At 68.9% G+C, this 12,036-nt stretch carries 12 protein-coding genes and 1 pseudogene; 5 read left to right on the top strand and 8 right to left on the bottom strand.

The features are described 5' to 3' along the window. Positions 1–43: 43 nt before the first annotated feature. Positions 44–724 (bottom strand): TetR/AcrR family transcriptional regulator, encoded by a 681-nt coding sequence (locus IBJ82_RS05215; RefSeq protein ID WP_194824743.1) that lies wholly within the window; start codon positions 722–724, stop codon positions 44–46. Between the two features lie 147 nt (positions 725–871). Between IBJ82_RS05215 and IBJ82_RS05220 the strand changes: the two genes are divergently transcribed. Together IBJ82_RS05220 and IBJ82_RS05225 are read left to right on the top strand one after the other, a co-directional pair. Next, the gene (locus tag IBJ82_RS05220) at positions 872–2,446 is read left to right on the top strand and encodes a succinic semialdehyde dehydrogenase (RefSeq protein ID WP_194824744.1); all 1,575 of its coding nucleotides are present in this window, start codon (positions 872–874) and stop codon (positions 2,444–2,446) included. Between the two features lie 29 nt (positions 2,447–2,475). After that, positions 2,476–3,303, top strand: coding sequence for an SDR family NAD(P)-dependent oxidoreductase (locus tag IBJ82_RS05225; protein WP_194824745.1), 828 nt, complete (start codon positions 2,476–2,478; stop codon positions 3,301–3,303). A gap of 89 nt (positions 3,304–3,392) precedes the next feature. On the opposite strand, the gene IBJ82_RS05230 is transcribed toward IBJ82_RS05225, so the two are convergent. Beyond that, a complete protein-coding gene (locus IBJ82_RS05230; protein ID WP_194824746.1) occupies positions 3,393–4,199 on the bottom strand; it encodes a putative protein N(5)-glutamine methyltransferase in 807 nt (268 codons plus the stop codon). 64 nt (positions 4,200–4,263) lie between these two features. After that, complete coding sequence (locus IBJ82_RS05235) at positions 4,264–5,136, bottom strand: YdcF family protein (RefSeq protein ID WP_194824747.1); 873 nt, start codon at positions 5,134–5,136, stop codon at positions 4,264–4,266. A gap of 163 nt (positions 5,137–5,299) precedes the next feature. On the opposite strand from IBJ82_RS05235, the gene IBJ82_RS05240 reads away from it, so the two are divergent. Then, entirely contained in the window at positions 5,300–6,151 is an 852-nt protein-coding gene (locus IBJ82_RS05240; RefSeq protein ID WP_194824748.1) for a bifunctional 5,10-methylenetetrahydrofolate dehydrogenase/5,10-methenyltetrahydrofolate cyclohydrolase, read from the top strand. A 196-nt stretch (positions 6,152–6,347) separates the two neighbouring features. Here IBJ82_RS05240 and IBJ82_RS05245 read toward each other — a convergent pair whose 3' ends face one another. The 3 genes and pseudogenes from IBJ82_RS05245 to IBJ82_RS05255 all read right to left on the bottom strand — a co-directional run bounded on the left by IBJ82_RS05245 (position 6,348) and on the right by IBJ82_RS05255 (position 8,810). Continuing rightward, positions 6,348–7,610, bottom strand: coding sequence for a hypothetical protein (locus IBJ82_RS05245; protein WP_194824749.1), 1,263 nt, complete (start codon positions 7,608–7,610; stop codon positions 6,348–6,350). 111 nt (positions 7,611–7,721) lie between these two features. Next, positions 7,722–8,138 (bottom strand): annotated as a pseudogene (locus IBJ82_RS05250) (L,D-transpeptidase); the annotation flags it as partial. Between the two features lie 231 nt (positions 8,139–8,369). Then, positions 8,370–8,810, bottom strand: a complete 441-nt coding sequence (locus tag IBJ82_RS05255; protein WP_194824751.1) for a helix-turn-helix domain-containing protein — start codon at positions 8,808–8,810, stop codon at positions 8,370–8,372. A gap of 75 nt (positions 8,811–8,885) precedes the next feature. Here IBJ82_RS05255 and IBJ82_RS05260 point away from each other — a divergent pair, with 75 nt between their 5' ends. Then, positions 8,886–9,770, top strand: coding sequence for an NADP-dependent oxidoreductase (locus IBJ82_RS05260; protein ID WP_228536444.1), 885 nt, complete (start codon positions 8,886–8,888; stop codon positions 9,768–9,770). A gap of 1 nt (position 9,771) precedes the next feature. Here IBJ82_RS05260 and IBJ82_RS05265 read toward each other — a convergent pair whose 3' ends face one another. Next, positions 9,772–10,431: a cyclodeaminase/cyclohydrolase family protein gene (locus IBJ82_RS05265; protein WP_194824753.1), complete on the bottom strand. Its 660-nt coding sequence runs from the start codon at positions 10,429–10,431 to the stop codon at positions 9,772–9,774. 149 nt (positions 10,432–10,580) lie between these two features. Between IBJ82_RS05265 and IBJ82_RS05270 the strand changes: the two genes are divergently transcribed. After that, on the top strand, positions 10,581–11,618 hold the full coding sequence (locus IBJ82_RS05270; protein WP_194824754.1) for an LLM class F420-dependent oxidoreductase: 1,038 nt from the start codon (positions 10,581–10,583) through the stop codon (positions 11,616–11,618). A 64-nt stretch (positions 11,619–11,682) separates the two neighbouring features. On the opposite strand, the gene IBJ82_RS05275 is transcribed toward IBJ82_RS05270, so the two are convergent. Then, positions 11,683–12,018 carry an STAS domain-containing protein gene (locus IBJ82_RS05275; RefSeq protein WP_062983277.1) on the bottom strand — a complete coding sequence of 112 codons (336 nt, stop codon included), beginning with the start codon at positions 12,016–12,018 and terminating at the stop codon, positions 11,683–11,685. Positions 12,019–12,036: the final 18 nt, after the last annotated feature.

Raw genomic sequence — 12,036 nt, forward strand, 5'->3', positions numbered from 1 at the left:
AGATTCTGTGTGGAGTGCACCCGCTGCCGCGGAACCCGAGACGCTACGGATCCGGGAAGAGACCGGGCAGTTCCATCGCGTAGGCGAGATCGTCGCGGGTGCCGAGGGTGACCAGCAGGACACGGATCATGGTCACCCTGGCCTCGGACGCCAGCGCCGGATCGGGATCGCTGCCCGGTTCGCTGCCCGCGGTGAGCCGGTAGACGATGTATTCGCACACGTGCAGCGCCGCGTCCAAATCGAGCGGTGCGGGTATCGGGCGTCCGAGTTCGCCGAAGGTCTTGCGCACCAGATCGCGGATATCGTCGAGCGCGCGTTCGCGGTAGCCCGAGACGACCGAGCCGGGATCGTGTAGCTCGGCGAACAAGGGTCGCAGCATCGGGCCGTGCCCGCGGGCCCAGTCCACATACGCGTCGATCAGCCGGATGCCCAGCTGAACCGGCTCGTCGGTACCGACGAGTGCCTCGCGGATACCGCCGACGAGGCCGTCGTTGGACGCGTCGAGCACCGCGTGCAGCGGCTCGGAGGCGTTGCCGAAATAGCGGTAGAAGGTGGGCCTGGCCAGCCCGGCCTCTTCGATGATCTGGGCGACGCTCAACCCGCGCGAGCCGTTGCGCGCGAATACCGCGGCGGTCGCCTCGACGATCCTGGCGCGCACTTCCTCGGCCTGCTCTTGGGTCTGCGGCGGGCGCCCGCGACGCACCGCCGTCGATTCCTCGGTCATCGCACCTCCCTCACCGCTGGTGAACACACCCTGAAAGCTTGACACGAACCCTGGCGCTGGCATTAATCTAACACTAGTGTTCAGTAAATAACCTGAACGTGCGCGACCTGTTCCGCGCGATCCATCTGTTGAGGAGAAGGGCCGACAATGACGACAGCCCCAGAGCTGACCGCCGAACCCACCGCGCTGCCCGCCGCGCTGGTCAAGCCCCTGTTCGAACGCGGAGTCGCCGGCGGCGCCCCGTCGGTTCCGGTCTTCGCGCCGGCTACCGGCCACAAGATCGGCGACCTGCCGCAGTCCTCCGTCGCCGATATCGAGCGCGCTTTCGCCGTCGCCAGGCACGCGCAGCGCGACTGGGCCAAGGTGGGCGTCAAGCAGCGCGCCGAGATCGTGCGCCGCTTCCACGACATCGTGCTCGCCGAGCAGGACACCATCCTCGACATCGTGCAGACCGAGACCGGCAAGTCCCGCCCGCACGCCTTCGACGAGATCGCCGACGTGGCGCTGAACGCGCGCTACTACGCCACCGTCGCCCCCAAACTGCTCGCCGAGCGCAAGCCGCGCGGCGTGCTGCCGGTGCTCACCTCGGTCGAGGTGCACAACCGGCCCAAGGGCGTTGTCGCGGTCATCTCGCCGTGGAACTACCCCCTCGCGCTGGCGGCCTCCGACGCGCTGCCCGCCCTGCTCGCGGGTAACGCGGTCATCGCGCGTCCCGACAACCAGACGGCGCTCACCGCGCTGTGGGCCATCGACGCCGCCGAGCGGGCCGGGCTGCCGCGCGGTCTGTGGCAGGCGGTGCTCGGCCGTGGCCGCGAGATCGGCGGCGACGTGATCGCGCGCGCCGACTACGTCGACTACACCGGTTCCAGCGCGACCGGCCGGACCATCGCCCAGCAGGCCGGTGAACGCCTGATCGGCTACTCCCTGGAACTCGGCGGCAAGAACCCGCTGCTCGTGCTGGCCGACGCCGATGTCTCCAAGGCGGCGAAACTGGCTGTGCGCGCGTGCTTCTCGTCGGCCGGTCAGCTCTGCGAGTCGATGGAACGCATCTACGTCGACGCCTCGGTCTACGACCAGTTCGTCGCGGAATTCGTCGGCAACGTCAAGAACATGTCGCTCGGCGGCGAACTCGACTACAGCCGGGACATGGGTTCGCTGACCTTCCAGCGTCAGCTCGACACCGTCAGCTCGCACGTCGACGACGCGGTCGCCAAGGGCGCCAAGGTGCTCGCCGGCGGCCGGGCCCGCCCAGATCTCGGCCCGTACTTCTACGAGCCCACCGTGCTCGCGGACGTGGCGCCCGGCATGACGGTCTTCCGCGAGGAGACCTTCGGACCGGTCGTCTCGGTGTACAAGGTCGACTCCGACGAAGCCGCCGTCGAGGCAGCCAACGACACCGCCTACGGCCTCAACGCCAGTGTGTGGAGCCGGGACGTGAACCGTGGCAAGGAAGTCGCCGCCCGGATCAACGCCGGTTCGGTGAACGTGAACGAGGGCTTCAGCGCCGCCTGGGGCAGCGTCGACGCGCCCTCGGGTGGTCTCGGCATCTCCGGTCAGGGGCGTCGCCACGGCCCGGAAGGCCTGCTGAAGTACATCGACACCCAGACCATCGCGGTCCAGCGGTTGCTGCCGATCGCGCCGCTGCCCGGCATGTCCGAGCAGATGTGGGCCAAGACGATGACGGTGGTTTTCGGTGTCATGAAGACACTGCGCCAGAAGTAGCGGAACACGAGCAGGGTAGGTAGCGAGAAATGAAGCTGGAAACGGTCGCAGGCAAGCGGGTTCTCATCACTGGCGCGGCGATGGGGCTCGGGAAGTTGTTCGCCGAGAAGGCCGTTGCCGAAGGCGCCGACGCGGTGGTGCTGTGGGACATCAATGAGCTTGCGCTGCGTGAGACCGCGGCGCAGCTGACCGCCGCGGGCGGCAAGGTGCACCACTATGTGGTGGATGTGTCCTCGCAGGACTCGATCCGCGAGGCGGGCGAGGCGGTGCGCAAGGAGGTCGGCGGCATCGACATCCTCGTCAACAACGCGGGCATCGTGCGTGGCAACACCTACTTCTGGGAAACCGAGAATCGCGCCGACATCGACAAGACGATGGCGATCAACTCGTTGGCCCCGATGTACGTCACCCTGGAGTTCCTGGCAGGCATGGTCGCCGGTGCGGGCCAGGCGCGCGTGCTCAATATCGCGTCGTCGGCCGGTCTGGTCGCGAACCCGCGCATGGCCGTGTACGCGGGGTCGAAGTGGGCGGCGGTGGGCTGGTCGGATTCGGTGCGCCTCGAGCTCGAGCAGGCGGGCCACGACCACGTGAAGGTCACCACGGTCTGTCCGACCTACATCAACACGGGCATGTTCGACGGCGCGAAGGGCATTCTGTTCACGCCGATGCTCGAGCAGCACGATGTCGTCGACACCTCGTGGTCGGAGATGAAGAAGGGCGGTGCCCTGGTGGTGATGCCGTGGACCTCGCGGATGAACCGGGCACTGACCGGTCTGCTGCCGATCAAGGTTCGCGACCTCTACCTGAACGCGGTGGGTGTGTACCACTCGATGGATCAGTTCACCGGGCGCAAGTAGGCATTCGGTGCGGGTGCCCCCGTCGACCGTTCGCGAAGACGATCGTTCGACGGGGGCATCGTCGTTTTCGGGCGGCGGTGGGGTCGTGATCAGCGAGGATCTCGGGTGCCGACGACCACGGTGGCGTAGTACTCCTCGGACTCCGCCACGCGGGGTGCGAGACCGTGCGCGGTGAGCACCGAGCACGCGATATCGATTTGTCCCGCACCGGTTTCCACCAGCACGGTGCCGCCCGGCGCCAGCCACTCGGCCGCATCCTCGGCGACCCGCCGGAACACGTCGAGGCCGTCCACGCCACCGTCGAGCGCGGCCAGCGGCTCGTGCTCGCGTGCCTCCGGCGGCAGGTCCGCGACCCGGGCGCTGGGCACATACGGTGTGTTCGCGAGCAGGATGTCGATGCGCCCGCGTAGGTCACCCGGCAGCGCGTCGAACAGATCGCCGCCGAACACCGGTGCGCTCATCGGCGCGAGATTCTCCCGGGCGCAGGCGACGGCCACGGGGTCGATATCAGCGGCGACGAGCTCGACGTCGCACCCCCGCGCGGTGAGCTCGGTCGCCGCGCTCAGCCCGAGCGCCCCACAGCCACAACACAGGTCGACCACACAGGCTTGTTTCGTGCCGGGCTCGACACCGTCGACCGCCTGCTCCACCAGGAACGCGGTGCGCTGACGCGGCACGAAAACCCCCGGCCGCACGCCGACCCGCAGTCCCCGGAATTCCACCCAACCGAGCAGATATTCGAGCGGAGTCCCCGAGACCCGCTGTCCCACCAACGCATCGAGCCGCCGAGGATCGCCTGCGGCCGCCTCGATCAACAGCGTGGCCTCGTCCTCGGCGAATACGCATCCCGCACGCCGCAACGTCACGACCACCTCGGGAAAACCGGAACCGCTCATGCGCCGATTGTTCCTGACCTGGCAAACGAATTTTCACCGCAGACGGTGGTCGCGGCGCAACGGCTCAGCGCGAACTGTCCAGTTCGAAGGTGCGGGTCGCGTCGAGGTAGATCCCGCGCTGGGCGTTGCGCGCGGGCGGGGGCAACTGGGAAACCAGCTGTTCGAGCGAGGTCATCGCCCCGACTACATGCGTTCCCGCCACGATGAAGTCGGCGACCGCGCGGCGAATGTGGTTCGGGGAGGTCACCACCACCGCGCTGGTCGCACCGAGATCACGCAGCAGCCGGGTGCTGAACAGCGCGTTCTGCACCGTCGACCCGGCCCGATCCTCCACATGGATCCGATCGCCGGGCAGCCCGCGCGCGATCAGCCAGCGCCGCATCGCCTCGGCCTCGGAGATGCCGTTCTGCGGATTGCCGCCGGTCACGATCACCGGTGAGAACGGCGCGGCGATCGCCTGCATCCACGCCGCGGTGAGCCGGTTCTCCAGCTCCGGTCGTAGCGCGCCGTCGGGCAGCAGGCCGTAGCCCAGGACCACGATGCCGGTCTGCGGACCGACCAGCGCGGGCAGCGGGTTGGGCAGGGTGGCGGCGGCGGCCGTCACCGCGTGCAGCACGTGGTTGGTGCGTGCCGCCATGCCGGCGTCGATTCCGCCGAGCCGGGTCAGGGCGTCACCGACCGCGGCCGGATCGCCCGCGTAGTGCGACCAGATCGCCTGGAGGGCGAGCGCGTCGGCATCATGTGGATCGGCGGCGATGAGGGCGCGGAGGTCGGCACGTCCGGCGGCGTCGTCACCGTCGGTGAAATGCCGTTGCGCCGAGTTGTAGAGCGCTGTCACATCGGCTTCCGCGGCGGCTGGGCCGACGGTGACGCCCGTCAATGCGGCGGTCGCCAGGACGGCGGCGGCCAGTTGTTTCCAGTTCCTCGAGATCTTCAAGACAGTCGCAACCCTTCCCGCGAACGGTTCGGTACGTGCTGGCAGAGCAGAGCTGCCGACACCCTACGACCGTCCGTCCGGCGCCCGGCGGACCTCGACCAGCTTGCGCGCGTCGCGGCCCGGCGGCAGGCCGTCGGGCCGGCGGCGGATAAGGTGACTCACCGTGGATACCGCTTCGCTGACCGGCAAGGAACTCGCCGCCGCCATCAACGCCGACTCGAAGGAGCGCGCGGCCGCGCTCACCGCCGCGGGCACCGCGCCGACGCTGGCGCTGATCGTCGCCAATGACGACCCGGCGAGCATCTGGTACGTGAACTCCCTGCGCAAGGCGGCCGAACGACTCGGAATCGCCTGCGAGCGCATCGATCTCGGTGCCGACGCGAGCGCCGAGACGATTCGCGCCGAACTGAGCGCGCGCAGCACCGACCCGGCCACCGACGCGATCATGCTGCAGACCCCGCTGCCTGCCGACGTGAACCTCGACGACGTGAGTTCCGCGATCGTCGCGACCAAGGACGTCGACGGCGTCAGCCCGCTGTCGCTCGGCCTGCTCGCCTCCGGCCTCGACGGTTTCGTTCCCGCCACCTCCGAGGCCGTCGTCGAGCTGCTGAAGCATCACGGCATCGCGCTGCAGGGTCGTCTCGTCACCGTGGTCGGCCGCTCCAATATCGTCGGCAAGCCGCTGGCTCAGCTGCTGCTCGCCGAGAACGCGACCGTCACGGTCGCGCACTCACGTACCGCCGACCTGGCCGCGGTCACCACCCCCGCGGATATCGTGGTCGCCGCGGCGGGCCGGGTCGGCCTGGTCACCGGCAAGCACATCGGCGAGGGTGCGGTGGTGATCGACGTGGGTACCAATGAAGCCGAAGACGGCGGCATCGTGGGCGATGTCGACGCGGCGTCGGTCATCGGCAAGGCGGCGGCGCTGAGCCCCGTTCCCGGTGGTGTCGGCCCGGTGACCACCGCGCTGCTCATGCGCCATGTGGTCGTCGCGGCCGAAAAAGCGCGCGCCTGAACACTTTTCGCGATCGAGCTGCGGCACCGCCCCGCCGCTGAGAGTTCGGCTGTCGTGGTCTCGGCGCGAGAGCGCGCCGAGACCGGTCGGCCTGTCTACACCGCGGTAGACCACGAACCGCCCTGCGCGCCTGGGATCGGCGGAGAAGGCCTTGTCGGTGCCGAGGCCGCGTCGTGAGACGGGCCCTCGTTCAGGTCTAGCGCGGTGCCGCTCCGAACGAGGTGATCAACGTCTTGTTGCCGACTTCGGCGGTCCCCACCAACTGCGGTGTGTAGGTGCTCGGCGCCGAATCCGGTCGGAACGCGGTGATCTTGACGAGGTACTGATCGGCGAAGGCGCCCGGGGTGATCTCCACACAGTGCGTGGTGCCCACCGGAGTGGAGTCGATCCCGGCCTGGATGGCAGCCGCGGAGGGTGCGACGGCATCGGCGGCCACGAGGGTCCGCGCCTGATCACCGGACCGCGCCACGTAATAGGCGTATTGGAAGGCCAGGATCGCCGCGACGCCGGACTCGGTGCCGCCTGCGCCGTTGCCCCGGGACAGGACGCCGATCTGTTCGGTGGGGCACTCGGCCGTCACCGGGCTCACCGAACTCGGCGCGAGGGGAGTGCTCGCCGCCGTGGATGCCGGTGCGGGCCCGCGCAGTTGGACGTAGGTGCCGCCGAGGAGGACGGCGCCAGCCACCGAGGCGACCAGCGGTGCGACCCATCGGGGCACGCGCCGTCGCTTGGACCGATCGATCATCCGCGCGAAGACTTCGTCGTCACCGTTGTAATCGGGTGCGGTCCGCGAAGGTTCGTCCTCCGCACCGCGGTCCTCGGGTGTGGCGTGTGCCGAAAAGGCGTCCGTGTCGGGGTAATCGGGCGCGGGCCGCGGTGGGAAGGTGTCCGTACCGGGGTAACCGGACGCCGGGCGCGGCGGGAAGGTGTCCGTACCGGGGTAACCGGATGCCGGGCGCGGTGGGAAGGTGTCGGAGCCGCGGTCCTCGGGTGTGGAACGCGAATGCTGGGTCACCGCAGCGCCGTAGCTGGGTTTGGGATGTTCGAGCCTCGCCCACCCAGGGGTCGGCGTGGTGATGATCGGCAGTCGATCGGTGTCGGGTCCGTTGTCACCGATCGAGAACGGGGTGTCCGAGAGGCGATGACGCGCACCGGGATCGAATTTTCCGCCGACAACAGGCAGCCGATCGGTGACGGTGGCGTCCGTCGGAACGACCCTGCTGGTCTCGGCGTCTCGGATGGCGGCCGCCGAAACGACCGGAATACCGGCCGGTGTCGTCGGTCCACCTTCGATGCGATGACGTGCACCGCTCGTCGGCTGCTCGCTCAGCCGACGAGGCCGCGGCGCGCCGAGGTCGCGTGAGCGCCGGATCGGGGTGACAGCCGCGAGCGGAGCACCTGCCGATCCCGGGTCGTGCTGTCGAGCCCCGATCGGTCTGTGCGCATCCGGTCGATCCATCGCCCCACCTTCATCAGGCTCGTCGCCGTCAGGGTATGTCCCGCAACGATTTCGTTACGGGCACGATACTGCCCTGACGGCGCGTTCGCCGAATGCCACGAGGGAAAATGTTTACCAGTGGATATAGACCTCGTCGCCGATGCCGACATTCTCGTAGTACCAGGCGGCGTCATCGGGTGCGAGATTGATGCAGCCGTGGCTCACATTGGCGCTGCCCTGCGAGTCCACCGACCACGGCGCCGAGTGCACCATCACGCCACCCCAGGTGAGGCGCACGGCGTATTCACCGTCGATGATGTAGCCCTCCGGATCATCGAGCGGAATGCCGATCGTGCGCGAGTCGAACACCACCGACCGATCCTTCTCGAGCACGCTGAAGGTACCGGTGGGCGTCTCGAAACCGGGCTTGCCCATCGACGCGGGCATCACCCGCACAACCTGTCCACCCTGGCTCACGGTGAAGGTGTGCGTCGACAGATTCGCCTCCGCGTAGGTGCCACCGCCGTACTGGGTGCGCTGGCCTCCGATCAGATCCGCGGACGCGGCTCCCGACCAGGATGCGGCCAGTATTGCCGCCATGATCGCGACGAACAGGAAACGAAATGCGCTCCTCATAAACGCCACCCCTTCACTCACTCGTAGGCGGATTCCAAGTCTAGGCCGCCATGATCAACTCGACCTATCGAAGTGGTAACGGCCGTCGGGTCCACCGGTGTGTCGTCTTGCGTTCGCGCAGGTCGGGGTACCGATAAAACGTTCTCACTTCGAGATCGGCGATGCTGAGCGCCCCGGTTGCGGCACCGGGCCCGGCTCGGCGCTGCGCGCGGCATCGAATTCGGCTCTGGCGACGGTGATCTCCGCGTGGTGTTCGACCACCCAGGCGCCCATCGCCTGGCTGATCCGCCCCAGATCCGCCCCGAGCGCGGTGATGCCGTATTCCACTCGGGGCGGCATGGTGGGGAACACCTCGCGCCGGACCAGGCCGTCACGTTCCAGGTCGCGCAGGGTGCGGGTGAGCACCTTCTGGGTGATGCCGTCCAGGCGTCTGCGCAGTTCGTTGAAACGGACCGGCCCGCCCGCCTCGCGCAGGCTGCCGAGTACCAGCAGGACCCATTTGTCGGCGAGTACCGACAGCAATTGCCGCGCGGGGCAGTCGCGAAGGAACGCTTCGACCGAACTCTGCTCGCCCACGGTATCCATGAGGTACCACGGTATCCGAAAGGTGCCTACTACCGCTGGGACACCGGTCGGCGCAGACTCGACGGCATGTGGCAGATGGTGCAGAGATCATTCGGCGGACCCGACGTCTTCGAGCGCGCACAGGCGCCGCGCCCGACGCCGGGTCCGGGGGAGGTGTTGGTGCGGGTCGTGGCGACCAGCCTCAACGCTGCGGACTGGAAGGTGCGCAGCGGCCTGATCCGGAGCCTGGGTGAGCCGCCGCTCGTGCTCGGACTCGATGTGTCCGGCGTGGTCGCGGAGGTGGGCGACGACGCGACGCTGTTCGCGCCGGGAGAAGCGGTGTACGGCATGGTCTTCGGTGGCGCCAACGCGGAATACGTGGTGGCGCAGGAGAGTCGGCTGGCGCGCGTCCCCGCCTCGATCGACCCGGTCCACGCGGCCGCGCTTCCGGTGGCCGGGGTCACCGCCTGGCAGGCGCTGTCCTCGGTGCGGTCGGGGGAGCGGGTCCTCGTGCACGCGGCGGCCGGCGGGGTCGGGCACCTGGCAGTGCAGATCGCCGCGCGGCGTGGCGCGTGGATCGCGGCCACCGCGCGGAGCGGCAACCATGCCTATCTGCGTGGGCTCGGCGTCAGCGAACCGATCGATTACCTGACCACCGATTTCACCACCGCGGTGCGCGAGGTCGACCTGGTGCTGGATCTGATCGGCGGCGACTACACGGACCGGTCGTTGACCGTGCTGAGCGATATCGGTCGGGTGGTGGCCGCCGAAGGTCCGCAGACACATCCGGATTCGCGAGTGCACCGGCTCTATGTCGAACCGACGACCGCCGCGCTCGACGAGCTCGCGGCGGCGGTCGACCGCGGCGAGCTGACCGTCGACATCGCTGAGATCCTGCCGATCACCGAACTCGCCGCCGCGCATCGGCGCAGCGAATCCGGCCGTGTCCGCGGCAAGATCGTGCTCACCGCGGACCGCTGACTCAGCCGCGTACGGCGTGCAGCACGTCGCCGTGCAGGGCGTCGGCGCGGGCCGCGATGGTCTCGACGCGCAGCAGGGCAGCGGCGAACGGGTCGCCGAGGTCGGCGGGCAGGGAACCGACGTTGATCTCGATATTGAGCTGCGAGCTCATCGCCGCGGCGCGGGCGGCGTCGGCGGCGGCGCCGATATCGGTGACCACGTTCGGATTGCCGATCGGCAGCAGTTCGGCGGCCAGGGAGAGGATCTCGTCGGCCTCGTCGACCACGGCGGCGGGTACGCGCGCGGCTTCGACGAGGGCGGCGTTGATCGCCGCGGTGCGGGCGGCGATCTCGGCGTCGGTGTCCTTGGGCAGCTTGTAGGCGGCGCCGACCGCGGTGAACGCGGCCGCGTCGGCATCGGCGAGAGTGAGCGACCTGGCCACCGCGGCATCGGCGGCCAGGATGATCTGGTCGATCACCGGCCGGTTGTCCGCGTCCTTGGCCCGAGTGGTGTAGCGCGCCACCATCGCCACCAGCGCGGCGGCCTGCGCGGCGTGCAGCGCGGCGACGGCCCCGCCACCGGGGGCGGGTACCTTCGCCGCCAGCTCCGACAGATAGTGCTCCAAGGTCACCGAACCGAAGGAGGGGGCGATCTGCTGCGGCGACACGGTGGGCTGCGACACGACGGGGTGGCCTTTCGATGCGGCGAGAAGTACGTGGAATCTTGTCTCAACGCTACCGCGTGCCCGCCCACGCACCCCGCTCGACCAGCACCTGCGCCGACGGACCGACCGGTCGGGGTGCTCGGGTCGCCCGAGGCTATGTTGAGTGCATGCGGATCGGATTGAGCATCAACTATTCGGGCGGTTTCAAGGAGACGGCGGCCGAAGTCGCCGACCTGGAACGCGCGGGCCTCGACATCGTCTTCGTGCCGGAGGCGTACTCGTTCGACGCGGTGAGCGCGCTGGGTTTCCTGGCCGCCCGCGCCGAGCGCGTGCAGCTGGCCTCGGGCATCCTGCAGCTCTACACCCGGACCCCCAGTCTCACGGCGATGACCGCGGCGGGCCTTGACTACGTCTCCGACGGCCGTTTCATCCTCGGCATCGGCGCCTCCGGTCCGCAGGTCATCGAGGGCTTCCACGGCGTGCCCTACGACGCTCCGATCGGGCGCACCCGCGAGCTGCTCGAGATCTGCCGCAAGGTGTGGCGCCGCGAGAAGCTCAACTACCAGGGCAAGTTCTACCAGATCCCGCTGCCCGCCGACCGCGGCACCGGCCTCGGCAAAGAGCTCAAGCTGATCAATCACCCGGTGCGCGAGGACATTCCGGTGCTGCTGGCCGCGCTGGGTCCGAAGAACGTGGAGCTGGCCGCCGAGGTCGCCAACGGCTGGCAGCCGATCTTCTTCCTGCCGGAGAAGGCGAACGACGTGTGGGGCGACGCGCTCGCCGCGGGCAAGGCCAAGCGTGATCCGGCGCTGGGCGAGCTCGACATCTTCGCCGGTCCCGCACTGGCGATCGGTGAGAACGTCACCCCGCTGCTCGAGTTCGTGAAGCCGCACCTGGCGCTCTACATCGGCGGCATGGGCGCCAAGGGCAAGAACTTCTATCACACCCTCGCCACCAAGTACGGCTACGGCGAAGCCGCCGACCGCATCCAGGAGCTGTACCTGGCCGGTGACAAGCAGGCCGCTACCCAGGCCGTGCCCGACGAGCTGGTGCGCGACGTGTCGCTGATCGGTCCGGAGAGCTTCGTGAAGGAGCGCATCGCGGCGATGGCCGAGGCGGGCGTCACCACGCTCAATGTCACGCCGATCGCCGAGGACGCCGCGGGCCGCGTCAAGCTGATCGAGCAGCTGCGCTCGCTCTGCTGACACCCACCGACGACAAACGCGCCGCCGTCCGGAGATTCTCCGGGCGGCGGCGCGTTCTGCTCTGTCAGGACGTGAACGACGCCAATGCGGCGTCCAGGGTGGTGTGCATGGCGAACACCTGGTCCAGGCTCGTCATCTTCAGCTGACGACTGGTGGCAGGTCCGTCGGCCACGACCGCGATCGAGGTGGTCTCGCCTGCCCGCTGATGCGCGGCGACCAGTGTCGCCATGCCCGCCGACGCCAGGAACCCGACCGCGGTCAGGTCGATCACCAGCGCCGCCGGTTTATCGGCCAAGATGGCCTCGATGGTGGCATCGAGGGCGGGTGCGGTCGCCAGGTCGACCTCGCCGGTCACCGTCAGCACCGTGACGCCGTCGTGTACCGCCGTCGTGGTGGTCATCGTGTCCGTGAGTGGATA

It is taken from the genome of Nocardia sp. XZ_19_231, from assembly GCF_015355705.1.
Lineage (GTDB): Bacteria > Actinomycetota > Actinomycetes > Mycobacteriales > Mycobacteriaceae > Nocardia > Nocardia salmonicida.

Excerpts from the sequence above, each read along its gene's own strand:
- IBJ82_RS05275 (WP_062983277.1), bottom strand. The coding sequence starts at position 12,018 with ATGACCACCACGACGGCGGTACACGACGGCGTCACGGTGCTGACGGTG.
- IBJ82_RS05215 (WP_194824743.1), bottom strand. The coding sequence starts at position 724 with ATGACCGAGGAATCGACGGCGGTGCGTCGCGGGCGCCCGCCGCAGACC.
- IBJ82_RS05245 (WP_194824749.1), bottom strand. The coding sequence starts at position 7,610 with ATGGATCGACCGGATGCGCACAGACCGATCGGGGCTCGACAGCACGAC.
- IBJ82_RS05225 (WP_194824745.1), top strand. The coding sequence starts at position 2,476 with ATGAAGCTGGAAACGGTCGCAGGCAAGCGGGTTCTCATCACTGGCGCG.
- IBJ82_RS05230 (WP_194824746.1), bottom strand. The coding sequence starts at position 4,199 with ATGAGCGGTTCCGGTTTTCCCGAGGTGGTCGTGACGTTGCGGCGTGCG.
- IBJ82_RS05220 (WP_194824744.1), top strand. The coding sequence starts at position 872 with ATGACGACAGCCCCAGAGCTGACCGCCGAACCCACCGCGCTGCCCGCC.
- IBJ82_RS05270 (WP_194824754.1), top strand. The coding sequence starts at position 10,581 with ATGCGGATCGGATTGAGCATCAACTATTCGGGCGGTTTCAAGGAGACG.
- IBJ82_RS05260 (WP_228536444.1), top strand. The coding sequence starts at position 8,886 with ATGGTGCAGAGATCATTCGGCGGACCCGACGTCTTCGAGCGCGCACAG.
- IBJ82_RS05255 (WP_194824751.1), bottom strand. The coding sequence starts at position 8,810 with ATGGATACCGTGGGCGAGCAGAGTTCGGTCGAAGCGTTCCTTCGCGAC.